General features: G+C 56.1%; 13 protein-coding genes. 10 read left to right on the plus strand and 3 right to left on the minus strand.

The window, feature by feature from the left end; genetic code table 11:
* Positions 1-599: 599 nt before the first annotated feature.
* The 7 genes from RA29_RS16380 to RA29_RS16410 all read left to right on the plus strand — a co-directional run bounded on the left by RA29_RS16380 (position 600) and on the right by RA29_RS16410 (position 10,507).
* The gene (locus RA29_RS16380; RefSeq protein WP_193743550.1) at positions 600-1,286 is read left to right on the plus strand and encodes a hypothetical protein; all 687 of its coding nucleotides are present in this window, start codon (positions 600-602) and stop codon (positions 1,284-1,286) included.
* Between the two features lie 379 nt (positions 1,287-1,665).
* A complete protein-coding gene (locus RA29_RS16385; protein WP_052249711.1) occupies positions 1,666-3,426 on the plus strand; it encodes a glycoside hydrolase family 9 protein in 1,761 nt (586 codons plus the stop codon).
* Between the two features lie 181 nt (positions 3,427-3,607).
* Positions 3,608-4,540, plus strand: a complete 933-nt coding sequence (locus tag RA29_RS22025; RefSeq protein ID WP_052249712.1) for a sulfotransferase — start codon at positions 3,608-3,610, stop codon at positions 4,538-4,540.
* A 175-nt stretch (positions 4,541-4,715) separates the two neighbouring features.
* Positions 4,716-5,513, plus strand: a complete 798-nt coding sequence (locus RA29_RS16395) for a family 16 glycosylhydrolase (RefSeq protein ID WP_039688014.1) — start codon at positions 4,716-4,718, stop codon at positions 5,511-5,513.
* A gap of 45 nt (positions 5,514-5,558) precedes the next feature.
* The gene (locus tag RA29_RS16400; protein ID WP_039687990.1) at positions 5,559-6,839 is read left to right on the plus strand and encodes an O-antigen ligase; all 1,281 of its coding nucleotides are present in this window, start codon (positions 5,559-5,561) and stop codon (positions 6,837-6,839) included.
* Between the two features lie 82 nt (positions 6,840-6,921).
* Positions 6,922-9,111 carry a GumC family protein gene (locus RA29_RS16405; protein ID WP_082029573.1) on the plus strand — a complete coding sequence of 730 codons (2,190 nt, stop codon included), beginning with the start codon at positions 6,922-6,924 and terminating at the stop codon, positions 9,109-9,111.
* Positions 9,104-10,507, plus strand: a complete 1,404-nt coding sequence (locus tag RA29_RS16410; protein WP_039687994.1) for a polysaccharide biosynthesis/export family protein — start codon at positions 9,104-9,106, stop codon at positions 10,505-10,507. Before RA29_RS16405 ends, RA29_RS16410 begins: the two co-directional genes overlap by 8 nt.
* 17 nt (positions 10,508-10,524) lie before the next feature.
* Here RA29_RS16410 and RA29_RS16415 read toward each other — a convergent pair whose 3' ends face one another.
* Positions 10,525-11,628, minus strand: a complete 1,104-nt coding sequence (locus tag RA29_RS16415) for a glycosyltransferase (protein ID WP_039687996.1) — start codon at positions 11,626-11,628, stop codon at positions 10,525-10,527.
* 608 nt (positions 11,629-12,236) lie between these two features.
* Here RA29_RS16415 and RA29_RS16420 point away from each other — a divergent pair.
* Both RA29_RS16420 and RA29_RS16425 read left to right on the plus strand, forming a co-directional pair.
* Positions 12,237-12,953, plus strand: a complete 717-nt coding sequence (locus RA29_RS16420; RefSeq protein ID WP_052249715.1) for a sugar transferase — start codon at positions 12,237-12,239, stop codon at positions 12,951-12,953.
* Positions 12,954-13,081: 128 nt separating this feature from the next.
* Positions 13,082-14,389, plus strand: a complete 1,308-nt coding sequence (locus RA29_RS16425) for a glycosyltransferase family 2 protein (RefSeq protein WP_193743551.1) — start codon at positions 13,082-13,084, stop codon at positions 14,387-14,389.
* Here the strand turns inward: RA29_RS16425 and RA29_RS16430 are convergent.
* Both RA29_RS16430 and RA29_RS22485 read right to left on the minus strand, forming a co-directional pair.
* A complete protein-coding gene (locus RA29_RS16430) occupies positions 14,369-15,379 on the minus strand; it encodes a glycosyltransferase family 2 protein (RefSeq protein WP_052249717.1) in 1,011 nt (336 codons plus the stop codon). The genes RA29_RS16425 and RA29_RS16430 overlap by 21 nt on opposite strands.
* Before the next feature lie 594 nt (positions 15,380-15,973).
* Positions 15,974-18,991, minus strand: coding sequence for a glycosyltransferase (locus RA29_RS22485; protein WP_152613045.1), 3,018 nt, complete (start codon positions 18,989-18,991; stop codon positions 15,974-15,976).
* Between the two features lie 535 nt (positions 18,992-19,526).
* Between RA29_RS22485 and RA29_RS16440 the strand changes: the two genes are divergently transcribed.
* Positions 19,527-21,038 (plus strand): lipopolysaccharide biosynthesis protein, encoded by a 1,512-nt coding sequence (locus tag RA29_RS16440; RefSeq protein ID WP_039687998.1) that lies wholly within the window; start codon positions 19,527-19,529, stop codon positions 21,036-21,038.
* Position 21,039 lies beyond the last annotated feature (1 nt).

A 21,039-nucleotide genomic window follows, 5' to 3' on the forward strand; every position in this document is an offset into this window, starting at 1 on the left:
CCGCAAATCACCGGCTGACACCCGCCGCTCGATTGACGGAGGTGGAAGAACCTCGAATTCATTCGCAGGATCGGGGGCTTCTCTGGCGATAAAGCGATGGTCATTCATCAAGCGTTCGGCAACCGTCATTGCATCGCGTCTATTCGTGATTTGATAGTTGGCGTGTTCCCAAGCTTTGACGCTAATACAAGTGCGGTTGGCGCGACCCGCCAAGGCTGATGACTCATGATTACAGCGAAGCAAAAGCTCATTGGAGAAACGTCAAATCACTGGTGCCGAAATAGGGGCTAGAAAGGACGACCAAGTACACAAAAAGGACCGGAAAGTTGCCGATGCGATGAACTCGGTTCGACGCGACGTGCATAACGTTCTGAGCATTACGCTTTCGTGACAGCGTCAATAAGCAAGTGTTCAATTTACAACCGGCGGCAGAACCGAAGAATGAGCAAAAGACTGCCAAAGGTGGAGGTATAGGGCGAACTATCGCGCAAATAGTTACATTCGAGTGCCCGCACCTCCCGAACACCCTTATATACTTTAGCCTATAGGATGGATTCACTGCTGTCTTTTTAATGAAAGCACACCAACAAAACAGTTACATGACAGTATGGCGAAGGAGGACGGTCGGTTGGATCAGGCACGCTCCCCTATCGCTTGTTTTATTGCCTTCATCAACAGCCCTCATTTGCCTGCTTTTTTTCGCGGGGCTGATCCGCCCCTCAATCATGGTCGAAGATGGCCCGGTGGAATTCGCCTCGGCGGCCCTTTTCCTTTTCGCAAGTGTGCTGGCTTTCTGGACCTTGGTAACACGTGAACTCGCGCACAAAAGCGATGTGCAGTTGCTTCTCGGAGTCTCTCTGTTCTCGCTTTTGCTTTTTCTGAGTGAGGTGAGTTTTGGTGCGCGCTTCTTTGATTTCGAGATGCCACCAATGGAGGGTGGAGGGGAGTTTGACGGCGGGCACGACATTGCCATCATCCTGCTTAGGATAATGCAGAAAGGCGATGCCATATCGCTCGTCGTCGCGCTTTCTCTGCTGCTTGCTTTCATTGGCTTTGTCGCAGTGATCTACAAAGCACGCGATCCCATCCGGCGTTTTCTGCAAGACGAGTTCCATTTCGCCCTTCTGGTTCATGTCGTTCTTTTAGCCTGCGGCGTTCTGCTGGACCTCGTGCCGTCTCGGACAGTCTCCTTGTTAGAGGAAGCTGTCGAGTTCACCGCATCGGTGACGATTGTTTGGGCTTTGCTCCTCTTCCGCCGTGTTTGTTCGTCTAGCATGTCGAGGTGAACAACCTTTGGATTGGACGCGTGCCTAAGACGCATAATGCGCGCACAAACCATGTGCGCATTGCCAAACCCATCCTCGGGACACGTGATGCCAGATTACTGCAATCCCTGTTCCAGCCTGCGGTGCTGCCTAAAAACTGGGCCACCCGAGTGGCGATGATCGGTCTGAGCAGCAGCTTTTTGCGCAATGACTTAACGAGCGGAATTAATGGTCGCTAAGGCCCAATCTTGCGGACATACACGATCCAACTCGTGACACAACTTCTGCGGGAGGCTTGTATGGCAGAGCATCATACCAAAATGGCACCGGGTTCAGCGCGGTACGCTGGCAGCAACGCACAAGGTGAAGTCGCAGCAACAGGATTGACGGGGGATAGTCTATGATCAGTTTCGAGGTCACAGACCGCTGGCAAGGTGGATTCCTGGGCAAGATCACCATCACGAACACAACAGACCAGATCATAGAAGACTGGTCTTTGGACTTTGACACTACTGGATATTTGATCACCGGCGCATGGGGCGGAAATCTTGCTATTCATGGTAACATGACCAACTTTGAGGCCAGAGGTTGGACGACCAATATACCGCCCGCGGAATCAATCACGTTCGGCTTTTCCGCTGCAGGCGGAGAACCCTCGGAACTGGGAAGTCTGGTTTTTGATGCGAACTTGGAAGACGGCAGCACCGTCAGGGTCCCTGAAGACGCCGAGCCTGCAGGCAACTTACCGGCGGCGGATGACAGCATAACACTTCCGGTCGGTGGAGAAGACGGCGCACCGTTTGGCGCAGCCGACTATGACGCTGTTTTGAACAAGTCCATGCAGTTTTACTATGCCAGTTATGCGGGTGATTTGCCTGACGACCACCCGGTTTCGTGGCGTTGGGACTCAACGCTTGATGACGGAGCAGCAGTTGGGCGGGATTTATCCGGCGGCATGTTTGATGCCGGCGATCATGTTAAGTTCGGCTTGCCGATGGCTGGGACTGCAACGACCCTTGCCTGGGGTGGCCTTGAGTTTGAAGAAGGATACAAAGACACCGGTGCTTATGACGCGCTCAGCGACCACCTGCGCCAGCTCAACGACTATTTCCTGAATGCCTATGATGACAAAGGCACGGCGGATTTGTCGGATGACGTCTTCCATGCGCAGGTTGGAGACGGCAATGACGACCACGCCTTCTGGGGTGCGCCAGAGGACATGCTGATGGACCGTCCAGTCTATTCCGTTGATGCTGAAAACCCCGGAACAGAGGTTACCGCCCAAACTGCGGCCGCCATGGCCTCTGCATCCATGTTCTTCCGCGCGCAAGGCGATACGGCCTATGCCGATGAGTTGCTCGACACTGCCGTGCAGTTGTTTGAATTCTCCGAGACATATTTAGGGAAATACACAGACACCGTGACCGATGCGGCACAATTCTACTACTCTTGGAGTGGCTATGAGGACGAGCTGTCATGGGCTGCAAACTGGCTCTACCAAGCTACTGGGGACGAGGCTTATCTGGAGAAATCCATCGACTACTACGTGGAGCCAAACACTTACTTTGCTTATGGCTGGGACAACATGAGCAACGGCACCACGCTTTTGCTGGCGCAGCAAACGGGGGATGAACGCTATATCGAGGATCTGGATCGTCATCTCGACTACTGGATGAACGACATCGCGACTACGCCGGGGACCGATACAAACGATGGCTTGGCTTGGATCGATCAATGGGGATCGAACCGCTATGCCGCGAACACATCGCTTCTGGCCACAGTGCATGCCAAGCACTTGGCTGAGGTCGATCCCGAAGACAATGCGGAACGTGTCGAGGATTTGCTGGATTTCGCCTCTGATCAACTTGATTTCATGATGGGCGACAATCCAGATGGGCAGAGCTTTGTTGTAGGTTTCGGCGAAGACTTTCCGTTGAACCCACATCATCGCGGTGCATCAGGCACAAGGCATGTAGATGACCCAGAGCCAAACGTCTACGTCCTACATGGAGCGCTGGTCGGCGGCCCCGCCCGAAATGGTGACTATGAAGATGTGCGCAGCGACTATGTCGCAAATGAGGTCGCAACGGACTACAACGCTGGCTTTTCGGGCGCGCTTGCCGGCACGTACGAGAGCTTGCTGTTCGACAACTGGATGTAACACCGCTCCAAGCACCCCGATCAGGGTCCTTCCTGTCAGCACGCCGGCCCCAATTAAGATCGTGGCGAGCCGGTCTGTTTAGTTCCATGCGATATTATTGTGAGCGAAGACCGACCTGCGTGTAGCATATGGACCTGTGAAACCACCCTTTCCGCAACATTCATTGGGCTAGGAAGTTTTCATGACACCGGACTTTGTCATAGCCGGAGCGCCCAAATGTGGCACAACATCGCTTCACCAAATACTGGATCAGCATCCGGACGCCTGGATTGCAAAGAACGAGATCTATTTCTTCGATGCAGACGATCCGGTAGCTCACGGAGACTTCCTAGGTATTGACGGAGACGACCTGTCATGGCGCAACCCTCGGGATCCGGCTATGCGAGAGATGTATGGGAGGCGCTTTGCGGACGCACCCGACGGTGCGCTGATCGGCGAGGATACAACGACCTACCTTATGTCCGATGTGGCCCCGTTTCGTATCAAGGCGGCTGATGACAAAGTGAAGGTGATTTTCATGCTGCGCGACCCGGTCAAGCGGGCGTTCTCGCAGTATTGGCACCTGCTGCGCAGCGGGCGTACCTGCGACTCCTTCGAAGCTGCCCTGAGCAGCGAGATATCAATCATACTGGGATCGACCTACGCGCCGCGCTTGCGAAACTTTTACGCAGCGCTTGGGAAAGATCGTGTGCATGTTGTCCTGTTTGAGGAATTCAAAGCCGATCAACAGGCCACGCTCGACGCTTTGACAGCATTCCTCGGCCTCTCACCTATGTCGGTTGAGGCTGTTGAGACCTGGCACAACAGGACAAGATATCCGGCAAAGGCGGAGACATTGCAGCGTCTCAACCGTGTGGGCAAGTTGCTGGTCCGTTATCGGTATGCGAGGCACTTCAAAGGGCAAGTGCCGTTGTCATCACGTATCGGAGACAAAGCATATCGGCGCTGGTTTCATTTCATTTCGGAACGGGTACTTATCCAAGATCACCCACCGTCCGACATGCGAGCGAAAACGCGCGCATATCTGTGTCAGCACCTTTCAGACCGAAATGCTGGGCTCTCTGAGCTGCTCGGCAAGGATTTGAGTCAGCACTGGCAGGGATTCACGGAATAAGGGAATCGCCTAAATTCTGGGCCGCAAACACGCTTTGGCAGCAACACACGGCGAAATCGTGTTCAGGTCGGCAAGCTGCCGCGTATGTCCGGTTTTGGTGTTTGTCCGAGCGATGTCGGGGCAGTATTTTTACTCCGTCTTCCTAACGTCTTTGCGCTTCAATGGATGTGAGAAAATGCGAACCATGCGTCGACGTCTCGGACAAGTCTGTCTGTTAAAAACCGCTTTTGCCATTTGCCTGCTAATGCCCTCTGACGGTTCGGCGCAAGAGGACACCTCCTTCTTCGAGCCCTTCGATACATTGGCAAAAAGCCGGTGGTTCATCTCCAGTGGCTGGGCCAATGGAGACCACCAGAGTTGTTTGTGGTACCGGGATAGAGTTGCGGTTGAAAACGGCAAGCTTCTGCTTTCGCTGACTGCTGACGCCAAGGAAGACCGTGATTTGAGCTGCGCTGAAATCCAGACCCGCGAGCGGTTTGGATACGGCACTTACGAAGCGCGTATGAAGGTCCCATACGCGGAAGGGATGAACGCCAATCTCTTCACTTTCATCGGCGCACCGCAGGACCGTCCGCACAATGAGATAGATTTTGAATTCATCGCGCCCCGCGAGCCGGTCTTGCAAACGAACTTCCACACCGCGGCGAGCAGCACCAATGAGGAGTTGCACCGCACGTCGGAGGACGATGGATTTCGCACATACTCATTTATCTGGGAGCCAGATCGTATCCGCTGGTACATAGACGGGACCATGATCCGCGATCAGCATGGTGGTGTCTTACCGAACGAACCGAAAAAGATTTATCTTAGTTTGTGGTCCACAGACACTCTGGTCGATTGGATGGGACGGTTCGATCCGGCGTCCGCCCCACAGACTCTTGAGGTGGACTGGATGGGCTTTACCGAGATGGGCACCGGCTGTGCGTTTGACGGCTCTGTGCTGTGCAAGCCTGAGGTGGACGTATCGCAGTGACAGGCACCGGTCTCAGCTGGCTTGGCGCAATGGAATACTAAGCGCATGGTGATCTCTCAATCGCGCCTTATTGACCCCGCTGAGAACACGCTATTCGCGGTTCCAGCGGTTGTGCTTTCAATGCTTGTTTTTGCATATTCGGTGAATTTCGGCGCGATCTCGGTCCTAGCGTTCTATGCTTGCTGGGCCCTGCCTTTCGCGATCGCGCCGCGAAGCCTGCTGGCCCAGCCCGGCACTGCTGTTCTGCTGCTGATCGTGCCGATCTTTTTCGGACTTTCAACATTTTGGAGTGACGCGCCGGGAGCCACCCTTCGCGGCGCAATCCAATATACAATCACCTTTGGCGCTGGGTTGATTGCGGCGCGAATCGTATCGATGGGCAACCTGGCGCTCGGCAGTACAATCGGTGGTCTGCTGATTCTGATCTATTCGGTGCTCGAAGGTGGCTATTCATACGATTACATCGACGGTGATTTCGCGTTTCGCGGTGCATTTTCATCAAAGAACCAGCTTGGCTATTTTGCAACGCTTACAATTCTGTTTTCGCTTTCTTTAGTCTCGATCTTCCAGAGCTTGCGTACTGTACGATTTGTCGCTCTTGTCACTGCAGCGCTTGGCTTCGTCATGCTGTGGGTGTCGGACTCTGCGACATCCTTATTGTCAGCGATGGCTGCTTTTGCTGCGATTGCTATGATCGGAGGCGTTTTGCTTCTGCCGCCGAAGTTGCGCCGCGCAGCCGTATTCATCATCGTTATTGGCGCTCTTGGCATTGCAATTGCCGGTTTACTGCTTGGCGGTTTTAATGCGGTGTTGTCGGCATTCGGACGGGACACCAGCTTAACTGGCCGCACATACTTGTGGAACCAAGCTTTTGAGATTGGTGGGCAGCAACCACTGTTGGGCCTTGGCTACAACGCGTTTTGGACCCACGGGCGCCTGGAAGCAGAAATGCTCTGGCAAGAATTCTATATCACCGCACGCACCGGTTTTCATTTCCACAACGCACTGATCGAGACATATGTAGGCGTCGGTCTGGTCGGGCTCGCCCTTGTTGGAGCGATGTGTGTGCTGCTGTTTGTACTGCCGTTGCGCGCAGCCTTAAGGCCTGAAAATACAGCGTCACTGCTGTTAGTGTTTGGTCTGTCGGTACTTTTCTTGGTGCGGTCTGTTGCGGAGGTTGATTTCGTCACACCTCACACGGTGGGCACCTTCCTTGTCAGCTTCATTCTGATGCGGCTTCTTGATCGCCCGCAGCCCATTCATCGACCAGTCTTACGACCGGCCGTGGACGTGCGGTTTGTGTCCCAACGGAGTGTGGCGCTATGAGGCTATTTCGAATGGCTTCTTTGATGTTTCGTACCGCTGCCAGCTCCGGTTGTCCGCGTCCAACAGTTCTAGAGGATTCGCTATGACCCATCCTGTCAAGGAGCGTGACATCACCTGGAGAAGGGAAGCCCCCGTAGGGTTCAACAGCGACCGCAAAGAACCAAGTCTGGATCTCGGCGCAATCATGCGGGCGATCCGCCGGCAAGCCCGATTGGCGTTAGTCTGCGCCACTGTGGGGGCTACCATAGCAATCCTGATGATCCTTGGGACCTTGCCACGCTACACGGCCGTCGAAACCGTCCTCCTTGACGAAGAGCGCGGGGAACTGCTGAACCAGGTTTCACCACTCCCGAACGCCGTCCGATCGAACACCGCGGTGCAGAGCGAGATTGAGATCATTCGGTCCCGGGTGTTGGCGTTGAAGGTGATTGATCTGCTTGAACTTGATCAGGATGAGGACTTTCTGTCGCCGCCTGTCGGCACAACCGAACGTGTGCTTGGGCTCGTCTCAAAGGTGACAAGTGCGGTTGCGGACCTGCTGACGCCGGAACCACCCACTCGGTCGAACTCTGTTTCCGTCGATGAGGGGACGGCCGAGGAAGGCGGGCTGGACTTCAACCTTGAGGTCACGGACAGGGACCGGGCAGTCCGGATACTACGAGATCGCCTGTCAGTGTCCCGCGCAGGACGCAGTCTTGTCATTCAGATCGGTTTTTCAGATTTCGAGCCACGCCGTGCCGCAATGATCGCACGGGGTTATGGCATTGCCTACGAGAATTTTCAGCTATCGACGTCAACGGAAATTGCCGCAGAAGCCGAAGAGTGGCTCCGTGATCGTCTGGATGTTCTCGAACAGCAAAGTGTCGATGCCGCTGCGGCCGTACAGGAATTTCGCGCCTCCAACGATCTGGTTCAGGTGCGTGGCGATTTACTGACGGAGCAGCAGCAATCGGAATTGGCCAGCGCGCTTGTGACCGCTTCGGCCAGCGCCGCCGAAGCTCAGGCACAGCTTGAAAGCATGGAATCGCTTCTTGCCAGGTCAAAACAGGGAGAAGAGATCGTCACCGTTCCTGGGCTGAATGGGCAATTGGAGCCATCGAGCGAAGCGCTTCGGCGCGACTACCTTGATGCACGTTTGAGATATGGTCGGTTGGTGAGCCAGTTTGGCAGTGAGCATCCACAGGCGCAGGACATTAACGAGCGGATGCAATTGCTGCGCGATGCACTGAAGGTGCAACTTGAGCAGGCAACTGAAGCAGCGCGCGTGACCTACAACATCGCGCGCAGCCGGGAACAGTCACTGCGGACCGATCTTGAACTGGCCACCGGTGGTTCACAGTCTGCACTTGCTCTGCGCGGTCAGCTACAACAGCTTGAGGCCATCGCAGAGACCCACGCACGGGTTTACAGCGATTATCTCCAACGTCTCGAAGTCACAATGCAGCAACAAGGCTTCCCAATTGCTTCGATCAAAGTGATTTCGCCCGCGGAAATTCCAAGGGACGCCTCTAGTCCCCGGAAGAAGATGATGCTTGCCGCTGGTGTATTGCTAGGTGGTTTGATTGGCGTGCTCATCGGGACGGTGCGCGAAATTACACCCAAGCCCGCGCGCACCGTTTCGGGGCTGCGCAAGGATGCTGGGCTGCGCTGTGCCGGATTGCTTCCTGGACGCAGAAGCCGCAAGGATACAAGCGCGTCCAGTGCCCGCAAACGCACATTGGAGCGTTTGGCACAAGCCTGCGACAGCACAGTGATAAAGAACAAAGGGCGGCTTGTCGCAATCGCGCCATTGCTGCCTGAGCTTGAAAACCCAAGTGCAACGCCTATCGCGCTTGCGACGCGTCTGTCGCGCTGCGGGCAGCGGCGCGTTTTGCTGCTCTTCGAAGACGAGGCGCAGGTGCCGCAGGCACCTCTAATGGAGACGGATCTTGAGATTATGAGCCTGGGCGAGCTGGCAAGTAGCGTTAATGTTGCGGACCGCGATTTCACCCAGATCGCCGGCCGTCTAAGCGAGAAGTTCGATGTGATCCTCCTAGCCCTGCGTCCCATTTCGGACGCATATCAATCAGACCCTCATGCCTGGGCTTACGGTACGACTGTGCTACGCATACCTTGGGGCAAGGTGTCGCCAGACTTCATAACCGACGCTCTGGCTGATCATCCGAGATTTCGGGATGCGCTTTCCACCACCGTACTCGAGGACGCCGAACTGGCAGTCGCGCGAAGGTATGTGAGCTCAGGCAGCTACGAGGAGCTTGAGATCAATGCGTGAGGTGTGGGGCGGGTCGCTTTCGGAACTGCGAGCGCTGATTGTGATCTTTGTGACCGCGGTCGTTACGATCTTCTCGCCGTTGCAACTACGCGCCCAAACGGAACCCTCAGCCGCTGTGAACCAGACCCTGGCACCGCAACAAGTCATCGATATCAGAATCGGACGCTGGGATTCGGTGCAGGAGGCCTACAGTGACTGGCCGGCAGTGGGCGGGGCTTTTACAATCAGCGCGGGCGGTACTGTAACACTTCCCCTTATCGGCGCGCTGACTGTGTCCGGTATGACGCCAGATGATCTGGCCATGCAGATCTCGGACCAGATTCAGGCGCGTATGGGGCTGCGCGGCGATGTCGAAGTAGTGGTGAGTATTTCTGAATTTGCCCCCATCTATGTGCTTGGCGATGTGCGCGCGCCGGGTGTCTACCCTCATGCCCCGCAGTTAACCGTTTTGCAGGCGCTTAGCATGGCCGGTGGCATCGACGGCCCCGGAACTGCATTTGTGCAAGGCGAAAGCGGCGCATTGAATGCGCTTGGAAATTACAGGATCCGCGAGCTTGAATTGTTAAGGCGGTTGGCAACACTCTCCCGGCTGCAAGCCGAAGAAGCCGAGACAAAGATGGCCCCACCCGAAGAGCTTACGGCCTCACCGCTGGGCGCAGAATTGATTGCGGAGGAGCAACGCGTCATGGCGTCCCGGCAATCTGCTTTCAGTTCAAGCCTTGCGCAACTCGACGACCTCGATGTTTTACTACGAGAGCGCATCGCTCGACTGAACACTCAGGCAGAGTTGCGTGAAAAGCAGCTTGGCTTGCTGGAGGGCGAGCTTCGGGATGCCGCGAGTCTTGTTGAGCGCGGACTATCAACCACTTCACGCCAGAGCGCGCTACAGCGCCAGGTAACCGATCAGCAGGTGCGGCTGCTGGAGGTGGAGACGGCTCGACTGAACGCCGAGCAGCGCCTCAACGAAGCGCGCCGCGACCGGCTTGATCTGGTCAACGAACGCAGCCGCGAATTGGTACAGGGACTGCAAGACCAGCGTGCCGCCATTGGAGAGCTGCGGATTCGCATGGAAACCGATGCCGCGCTTTTTGCTGACGCCTCTCGGACGGGAACAGGACTTGTGCAGCTTTCCGCGCTCGTTGCGCCGCAGCTTCGGGTTACCCGGCAAAGGCCAGAGGGGCCGGTCACATTCGCAGTTGAACGGGGCGATTTACTCCAAGGCGGTGACGTATTGGAAGTCGTGCTGGACATGCCAGGGCCAAATGACGCGATTCCGGTGCGCAGGCTCTCAGCGCCCACAGCATCTTCAACCAAAGAGCGAGCAGTCCCTCCCGCTAACCCTGCAACCGCACTGGGCCCATCCAATGGTGCAACGCGTGGTCTTCCGCCGTCCTGAGCACCTGATGGGCTTGGTTAACTCTGCATCTTAGGGACAGGTGCCCGCAGAATGTCGACCAGCCGGTCGACTTGCCATTCCGGCACCATTTCCGGACGGCTGGCGTGGTTAAGCGCAGCTTTCGATGCGGTATCGTAAGCACTTGCATCGTGCCAGAGATGTCGAAGACGCTCTGCCCATATGTCGATCGGTGCATCCTTGTCCAGGAGGACACCGCCGGGCCCGACCGCTTCGGGGAGGCCCCCCGTCCGTGATGCCAATACCGGTATCCCGCTGATCTGTGCTTCGGCGGCTATGCGACCAAAGGCTTCCTGCCATTGGCTGGGGGCCAGAACGATCCGGGCATCACCGTACACGCCACGCATGTCATTGGTTGATGGTCGCAATGTAACGTTCGGCAAATTGGCCAAAGCGTCGGTGAGACGCTGTTCTTGTTCCGGGGAAAGCTGCCAACCACGCACGAAGACAAAGGGGATTTCAGGACAAGCCGCAGCGATTCCGAGCGCGATTTCGACACCTTTGTGCGGATGCGGGTTGATGAAGGTCACATTTTGACGGGTCGAGTTCACCTTATACTTTTCGGCCTCAATCATCGGATAAATCACATCGGCATGCACAGCATCGGTTTCGGCAAAGCGCTCCGCTGTAAATCGGGAATTGGCGATAAAACCGAGGTTCGCCAGGCCGCGAAGAGAACCACCAAGGTCCTCTCTTTCGACATTGCGAAGATAGATAAAAGTGCGGGTTTTCTGGCGGTCGATGGCCTTTGCCATTGGTACGGGCAGCCTTGACTGGAAAATGACGGCGTCCGCGGCGAAGTCCTGAACAACCCGCCTTGTAATCGTCTCTGCAAACCAAGCGCGAAACACGGGGTAGCCGAGGCTATCGTCGCGCACGTACCCATGGCGCGTCAGCTTCAGAAGGATACGGCCACGTACCCCCAGCCAACCCGCACCAGTCAGTCCCGCCAAAACTGCAACATCGTGACCCTTCGCCCGCAGCCGCTTGACGAGTTCATGGGTGCTCGACTGTGCGCCGCCGTACATTTGGGGCAAATGCGGGTGTGCACTGCCAAAAAGAATTCGTAACGGGCGATCGGTTTTCATGCCTGCGTTTTGCATCTACGTATCCATTACTTTGTGGCAGGGCCGGTGAATACCGGAGTGTCCGGGCTAGGCCAGCATACTGCGCTCCGCAAGGTGCAGAACTGTTTTGCGCAACTGAACATCATGATCTGTGCGAGAGAGCCGTTCGGCGACAGGCGTGCTGCTGAAAAGCCACATTTAATTCTGTTTTGAGGGCATTTTCTGTAATTGATGATCAACTGATTCTGTTGCTTTCAGGTCAATCTTTGACGGCCATATTTACTCTCGAACGGGCCGATCAGAAGCCTTTCAAAGTTCCAAATGTGCTGACTTCTCCTGCAGCGTGACCGTTTTAAAAGCAACAGATGTCCCGGCATGTAGCCTGAATGTGCGAAAACCATGCGAAAGCGCAGGTCGAAGTCGGCGGTGCCTCGCCTGCGCCGATAACCGCGATACTGCAGCTGCAGCATTTGTCGTACGCTTTTTACGCGAACCCCGTGAATTGGTTGGGAAAGCAGTCTGATCTTAGTTGTTGCACAGCGGTGTACGTCCGCGGACACGTTGAGGGGAAAGGTGGTGGACCCTCATCCGACTTTGTTTTGGTGGCGTGTTTCGGAGATGACCAGGAACAAGGATACTAGAAGATGAAATCGATCGAAGTGGAACCCGGCCACCCCGAGAGTCGCGTCCAGTCTGCTGAACGTTCTCCCGCCGCAGCATGGGCTGGTTTGCAGTGCCGAGATACGCCCCTTGGAGGCGTGGTAAAGCGGGGTATGGATATCGCAGTTGCCTTTACGATGCTGGTTGTTCTGTCGCCGCTGCTCATGGGACTTTCGTTTTTGGTCTACATGTCGTCACCGGGGCCAGTTTTCTATCGGCACCGGCGTGTGGGCTATGACAACAGACCTTTTAACTGTCTGAAATTCCGAACAATGGTCGTCAACGGCGATGAGGTTCTAGAGAAACACTTTCAAAAATACCCAGATACACGCTGCGAATGGGAAGAGAACCGAAAACTGCACGACGATCCGCGGGTCACGCCGACAGGCCACGTATTGCGCAAACTCAGCCTTGATGAATTTCCCCAGTTCTTCAACGTCTTGCGCGGTGATATGAGCCTGGTTGGCCCACGACCGGTGCCAGCAGATGAACTGCGTCTCTACGGAAAATCGCGTCGCTTCTACTTGCGCTCCCGCCCCGGCATCACTGGCCTTTGGCAGGTGAGTGGACGCAACAGCACCACATACAGGCGCCGGGTGGCTTATGACCGGTTGTATGTTGAGCGCTTCAGTGCTGCAGCCGATATCGCGATCTTAGCCAAGACCCTCCCTGCGGCGATGCGCTCCAGCGAAACGTCATGAGATCGAAATCCGGTTGCGCAGCTTTGCGGGACCAGAAGGCGACATCACCTAGAAGCATTGCCACGCGAGAAGCGGCATGCGCTGCAAACACGGCAAAGTCGGCCAGTACATCGATGTGGAACGTCGGCATGCATACTACTGCGTCGGAGCAAGTTGCCCAAGCACCTCTGGTGTCGGTGATTATGTCGAACTTCAATGGGTCACGCTATCTTGAGGCAGCGGTGACCTCTGTTCTATCACAGTCTTACCAGAACCTCGAACTGATCGTGGCCGATGATGCATCTGAGGATAACAGCCTAACAATCCTGAAGCGCTTGGCGTGTAGCGATCACAGGCTGAAGCTTATCGCAAAGGACACCAATGCCGGCCCGGCAGGCGCAAGGAATTCGGCCCTTGACGCTGCGCGGGGCACATGGGTTGCCTTTGTGGATGCGGATGATCTGCTGCATCCACAACGGATCGAACGGCTGCTGACGGCCGCAAACGCACTTGGCGCAGATGTTATCGCGGATGATCTGGTGAGCTTCGGGTCGGTGCCGCTTGCCGGACGCACGTTGCTTGAGGGCAGATATCTGACCGATTGCTTGCAGCTTACCGCTGCGGAACTCGTGCGGAGCGATAGTGTTACTTCGGGCCTTGGCTCGTTCGGCTATCTCAAGCCGATGATCCACCGCGATACGCTTGGCGCTCTGCGCTATGACGAAACACTGCGGATCGGCGAAGACTTCGATCTCTATGCACGCCTGCTTTTGGCAGATGCAAAGTTTTTTGTCATACCTGCACCGCTCTATCTGTATCGACAGCACGAGAAATCGATTTCCAACCGTCTGTCGGTTCCGGTGCTGCTTGGCCTTCTGACAGCCCACCAACGTTTGTCAGCCGACGCAGATAGATTTCAACGCAACAATTCCGATCTGCGACAAGCCCTGCGCGCACGCGGCGCGACTCTGGATCGGGCGCTTCGGTATCAAAAGCTTGTCGATGCGATCAAAGCATACAAGGTGTTTGAAGCTGCTGGCAGGGTACTGTCCAACCCAGTGCTTATCGGCGACCTGGCGACCAGTCTTTTAGACAGGCGAAGGCGTGAGCGGTTGGCGAATAAAATGGATCGGCGCGCATCTCCCCAAACGATTGTCCTCGCAGAAGCAAATATAGTTGAACAAATCTCAGCCCCAGCAGGTGCGTTGCGCATCGCAGTCGCCGGGCAAGACAATCCTGACGGAGACTGGGGCGCGCATCGGGCGCTGGCCAGCCGCCTCGCGCGGCTCACCACCGAAGCTCAATCCGATATCATTGCTCACGGCGCTCCAGGTCTGGACGCCCTTGGCTATATCCCGCTCTGGACATCCGCCCGCGTGCGGCTTGACATTAAAACGGCTGAGCGCGCGACTGTCCCGCCCGGCGCAGAGGTCGCCCTACTGGACGACAGGAGCTGACTGCTGTCCAGTTGGCGGCAAAAGGAACCTCACATCATGTTCATGTACTGCGTCACCGGCCATCGCAGTCAGTCCAAGTTTGTCCGATATGATTTGGCTTGCGGTTTGCCATGCCCGGCCCCTCACGCCAAACAGGTACCGCAAGGCGGCCCAAGACCCCTCTGCGCGGCGCAAATCGAGAAACAACCGATGGTCCCGCTTGCGCTGAACCTCATCAAGGTGCGCCTGCATTGCTTGAATGAGATCGGGAGACAACCCATCCATTTGCAAATGAGCAACCAATCGATCGTGCATGCGGGAAAGCTCTGCCGCACCGTGTTGCGCGCTGAGGGAGGTCTTTCTGACCACAGCTGCATATCCTGGGCGACGGGTGAACTTCAGTTTCGCGCCAGCGAGCAGCGCACGCAGATACAAGTCGTAGTCCTCTCCAAGCCGCAGGCGGGTGTCATATCGCAGACCGTGACTGTTCAGAAAGCTGCGTGACATCAGAGGCTTGAGAAAACCAAGCTCGCCTCTGGCAACACTTTTTCTACGTAGGTTCCCAAGGACGAACTGCGTGACATTCAGCGGTTGGAAATCGAGTGCGATGTCAGGCCATGTCCGATCCATCAGCGTGCCGATCCCGTCGGCCGTCACGAAAGCAATGTTGTCCACCCGAAGCTCGGCGTCGTCACACTCCATGAGACGGCTGAGCCGTCCGGGCAGGAATGCATCGTCGGCATCCAGAACTGCAACAAAGTCGGCTGATGCAACTTCAAGCGCCCGGTTTCGCGCTGCCGCCGGGCCTTGATTGATCTCTAGTGAGATCAACCGGACGCGCTGATCGGCTTTTGCCTCTTCAAGTGTGACAGCGGCAGTCGCATCAAGCGACTTGTCATCAACCACAATAACTTCAAGGGTCTCTGGTTGGGACAACGCCGATCGGATAGCCCGTGCAAGCGTATCTTCTGCATTATAAGCTGCGATGATGACCGTTACGCTCTGTTGCATAGGCCCTCTGTCTATTGCTCTTGGAGTAGCGCCCACTTGGACGCAGCAAAAACAATAGTATATGGATAAATCATGGCAAAGGCAGACAAAGGTTCTTGCTAGCCAACGAGCGTCTAACCGCCACTGCTGATGATCAATTGCGCAGCTTTCTGCGTCAAAGATCGCTTTCTGACGCCGCGTGTTTTGAGGATGCTTTTCTCGCTACATTGCTGCTCTGCGAAGTTTCGTGCTTTCGTTCGATCACAAGCAGCATAACTAACCCGACATAAGCCAGTTGCACGGCCACAATGACCGCAATCACAAACAAAACGAGAGTGACAGTTTCAAAGCCAGCCAAGATACCCAGAACTGTCGCAGAGACGCCTGAAACAAGGAGGCTTATCAAAAAAACCGATATTCGCATCAACGCTCCAGGTTTTGGCTTTATGATACGGTAGGGGCGTGGTCGTCGTTCGCTTAGCACATATAGCGAACGGGAGGTTTACAACCAATTACATTTTACCCGTCCTGTCCGCAAGAAAATTACGGGCCGCCGGGTGTGCAGTATGTCAACAAACCGATTAATTCTACTGAAGGGTAGATCGACTGCCGCCTCTAACTTGGCGGTACTCTGTTGCGATCATTTTGTGTGTGACCATAGATCGCTACAGTCCGCGCGCCCAGCAAGGATGACATCGTCCCGAGATGTAGTGCACCTCGCAACAAATTGGCGTTTCGATACGTGCTGAAGGGCAAAGTCATAAGGGCAAGCGTTGCGCAGTACGCGACTTTTGCACCCGCTAAGGGCAAGGCCACCCAGCCATTGGTCGAACCATCGGGCCTTCGCAACAGGCTGCCATGGGTTTGCCCCATTCTAAAGCGGCGCCGGAACAACCAGGAAAACGTCATTCGCGATGCAGGTACAGTCTCGTCAACATAGGCCAAAGGAGCAAATGCAAGTTGCGCACCGGCACGCATAGCATCTGCAAAAAACGCGGTGTCTTCACCACCTGAGATCCCACGGTCAAGATCGAAGCGGCGACCGGCGAGCGCGGGATGCCGAAGATCCATAAGAACGTTGCAGCTGTGTCCAGCAACTGGTCGGCCATCGGGTCCGAGTTCAGGAGTGGTATCGTGGCTTCGAAGGTTCTGCATCCATCCCGGCGCTTCGCTGGTGTAAACAGCGCGGGTCGGTCCAACCACGACGTCAGCCTCTCCACTCGAAAGACGCTCGAGGAGTTTGGCGAGCCACTTAGGATGCGCCAATTCATCATCGTCTATGAACGCGCAGATTTGCAGGCCTTGATGGTCGATCTCGTCCAATATGGCATTCCGCGCGATCGAAATGTTCCCGGACGGCGCGTGCATATAAGTGATCGGGTGCTTTGCATGATTGGAGAATGCAGCGACAATCTCCTTCGCGCTTTGTGTACGGTCATTATCGGCAACGATAACGGATAATCGCACGCCGTCGGGTAAGACCTGTGCTTCAAGAGACTTGAGTGTGTCGATCAAAGAGGGACGCTGGAAGGTACAAATGCCCACGGCGACAGTAACGTTTCGCGATGTTGAAGGATCTATTGACTCTGCAATCTGATCGACCGGGTTTGGCATCGCTCTGGGGGCCAACACCTGCCGCCAGAAACCGAGTGACCATGAAATGTGCGTGATCATGGCGATGGGGGCCGCCGCCAGAGCAAGCTGATCACGGCGCACATAGGCCAGTTGCAACGCACCGATCAGGCAAGCCGCCATCCAAGCCAAGGCCGGCAGTACCAGGGCAGGTACGACGAAAGCAAAAGCAGCAAGCGCGACCACAGGGGCCACGGCAATCATCACCATCTGCCTCAGCCGAGGCTTCAGCCGATGTTTCATTACGGTACGGGCACGACCGCTCCCGAAGTTGAGATACTGCCGAGCAAGCGCAGAGAGGGTCTTACGCGGCATATAGTCCAGCTGCGTCCGCGACGTGAGCCAGATCTTGTAGCCCGCCTTGGTCAGCCGCACGTCAAGCTCGGCGTCTTCGTTGTGCGAGAAGCTTTCGTCATAGCCGCCGACCGCCCGAAAAGCCGCAAGGTGCATCAGTGCATGATGTCCGTGATCGACAAACGCGCCAGAACCAGCGTTTCGATGCGCCGAACCACCGTTGCCCAGACGCGTGTTCTGAGTAAGAGCGATGGCACGCTGCAAGGGTGTATTTCCGGTCGCACGCATGGCGACGACGACGCTCTGTGCCCCAGTGCGCTGCGCCTCCTCCAAAAGCTCATCCACATAGTTCTCAGGATAAGCCGAGTGTGCGTCCAGACGGACGAGCCAGCGCATGTCACCGCCAAACACTTCGCAAGCGCGGTTGACGCCTGCGCTTTGCAACCGGGCAGAGTTGTGAAGCAGATGAATGTCAAACTGCGAAAGGGCACCAATTTGATCCGTTACGATATCGACCGTCCCGTCTGTAGACCCCCCATCCGCAATGATCATTCGTACCGGCGCATCGCAGGCAAGACGTCGGGCTAAAAAAGGTTTGAGCCCGTTGATCACACCCGCGACGTGCGCAGCTTCATTCAGCGTCGGGATGACGATGAGGACGCCATCACCCGGCTCCACCGTAGTTTCCGCGGTAGCCTTACGAGGCAGAGAGAGCTCCTCTACCAGTGCCTGGGCTTCCGCGTCACTGATGCGCCAGGTATCAACCGGCACAGCCTGTTGTCGGGCGCGAAGGCCAGCAAGCCCTTCATCATCAATCGCACTCAATGCGTCCATAACGGCGGCTACCGTCGCGTCGGGAAGAACCAGCCCGGTTCTTATAGCGCGCAGCCGCGTTGCAATTTCGGTTCCTGCCAATGCGATGGCTGGCACTTGGTTCAGACCGCTTTCGTAAAGTCGATTGGGCAACAGCCAGTCTGAATTGCCACCAGTATCGTATCGGTCGACCAGCCAGGCCAGATCGACCTCTCTATAGATTTGGCTCAGATCATCGGGGTATCGATAAGGTCCACAAAAAACGAGGTCAGGATTTTGCGCCACAACATCGTGAAAGTCCGTCAGCTCGTCGAGCGCCGGACGACCGCGCATCACGATGCGATATCGACCCGGATTGCCGCGGGTCAGCGCATCAAGACATTGCAGTGAAAACGCGCATCTGAGAATACCGAACCAACCGATTTGAATGGGCTCAGCACGCGAAATCGGGGCACGTGACTGCGCGACTGGCAAATCCACGCGATCTTCGATCATGACCTTGTTTTCAACCAGCAAGGCCGGGATCGCAGAGCGGTGATAAATGTCGAAATACTCTCGCAAGAACCCAGGTGACGACACAATGAGCCTGTCGACGTCACGGCACAGGCGCTGTTCCAGCCACCGAAGACAGCGCGCCACCCATCCTGACCCCAACATGAGCCGGTGGATGTCCAATACCTCATAAATCAGCCTAGAATGACTGCTGTGCGGCAGTGCTCTGCACAATGGAACAGCCAAGGCCAGCATCTCAAGGTTTCTGCAAAGCAGAATGTCATATTGCCCTACGTCGGCTAGGTTTTGTTTCAGTCTAACGCGCACCCGCAGCACTTGTAGCGCACGTTGAAGCATTTTGGCGTTGTGAGTCCGCCCTAGAACCAGTGCGTCCTCGTTCAAGGCGCTCTCACAGCGTCGAAACCCGGCTAGACTGACTTGCGCACCGCCCAATCGCAACATCTCGACACGCCGCCAAATAGCTGCGTCGCTAAGATCGTGCGCCAGATATAGAATCCGCGCGCGGCAATCCGACGGGCCATCTCGTGACATACTTTGGGGGGCAACAACCCTTGCATTCATTCTGCCACCTGACGCTAACAGAGAGCATTTCCCGAGTACCTACTACACTGAAAGTGAGTCAAAGGTGTTCGCAATGGAGGGCGGACGCCTGCCGATCCTTCGCCGCAGTATGAGCAAGAAAACGAGCATCAGAAGAAAATCGACACGCATCTTTTCCAGCTCTTCCCTGTTGCCGGTTTTATAAGCAGCCGGTCCGGCATGAGCCTAGACTTCTTGCAGAATTCTGCTGTTGCCGCATGCGAGCGGGCGAGAAGCTGCTGAAAGGAATGCTGCAACTGCAAAAGCGCGAGCGTCCAGCGGCGTACTGTGATCAGGTCGAGCCAACGGCACTAGGCCGGTTCATTTGAGACACGGAATGGCAAAACACCCGCCCGAGACAATTGTCGAAACCTCCAGGCAAAGTAGCTACGGTGGCACCGTCGCACGCGGTACATTTTATACAGCGCTCAGCCAAGGGGTCACCGTAGGGTGCCAGATAGGATCGGTGATTGTCCTATCCCGTCTGCTGACACCCAGGGACATCGGCCTTATTGCAATGATCAGCCCGGTGATCGCATTCCTGTCGATGTTCCGCGACATGGGCCTGTTACAAGCCGTCATACAGAAGCGCACGCTGACATTTGGACAGTTGAATGCCCTGTTCTGGATCAACACTAGCTTAAGCGTCGCGTTAACGATTTTTCTCATCCTCGTGGCACCGCTGATCGCCCAATTCTACAATGAGCCAGACCTGACTTGGCTTATCCGCGTGTTGGCGCTGAATATGGTCGTCACGGCTCTGGGCGCCCAGCACTTTGCGCTCTTAAACCGCCAGATGGCCTTTGGCCGTATTGCAATAAATGCTGGTGCAGTCGCGGTTACTACGCTGTCCGTCTCGATCTTTTGGGCTCTGATCGATCCGACACCATGGGCATTAGTTGCTGGCACGATCGCAGGTGGGCTTTTGGGCGCAATCATGGTCTGGTTCTGGGTTCCCTGGACGCCGTCCCGCCCAGCATTGGCCGAAGGCACCAGAGAATTAGTTGGTTTCGGGGCGGGCGTAACCGGCTTCAAACTGGCAAATTTCTTCTCGCGCAACCTCGACAGCATCCTGATCGGGCGGGTTTGGGGTGGAGCGGCTCTAGGGCTTTACGACCGGGCCTACAAGTTGCTGCTGTTTCCACTGAACCGCGTTGCACAGCCGCTTTCGCAAGTCATGGTGCCTGTTCTGTCCCGAATGCAAGACGAACCACAGCGCTATGCCCACATGTTTTTTCGTGTCTTCGGGTTGATGCAACTCGCCGTTCTACCCGCTGTCGCCGCTCTCACCGCAATGGCGGATACGGCGGTCCCGTTTCTTTTGGGCGCGCAATGGGCGGAAAGCGCACCGATCTTCGCTGCTCTGGGGATCGCGGGTCTGTCACAGGCGCTAGCAAATCCAACCGGATGGTTGTTCATCAGCCAGGGACGAACGACCGAGATGGCTTGGTGGGGACTCACATCAGCGCTGATCAGTTGCGCAGTCTTCGTATGGAGCGTGCAGTACGGCGTGGTACAGATGGCTTCGGCCTATGCGGCGGCCAGTATGGCCAAGCTGGTCCCGCTCTGGGTCCTGATCTGCCGCAAGGGACCGGTCGGGTTTGACAGCATCCGCAGCTGCATTGCGCCGCTCTTCTGTGCCGCCATGCTGACTTATGTGGCGATGCTGCTCATTCAGGACATGTTGCCCGAGACTGCCATACTACGGCTTCTGAGCGGTACTGCGCTTTGCTACACCATGTTTGCGGGTCTCTTGGCACTCACCCCCTTCGGTCGTGAAGTTCTTGCCGAAGTGCGCGGCCTCTCCACCATGGCGCGGCGCATACGTGCCGAGAAAGGCGCGATCTGAC

The organism is Tateyamaria sp. ANG-S1 (assembly GCF_000814025.1).
Taxonomy (GTDB): domain Bacteria; phylum Pseudomonadota; class Alphaproteobacteria; order Rhodobacterales; family Rhodobacteraceae; genus Tateyamaria.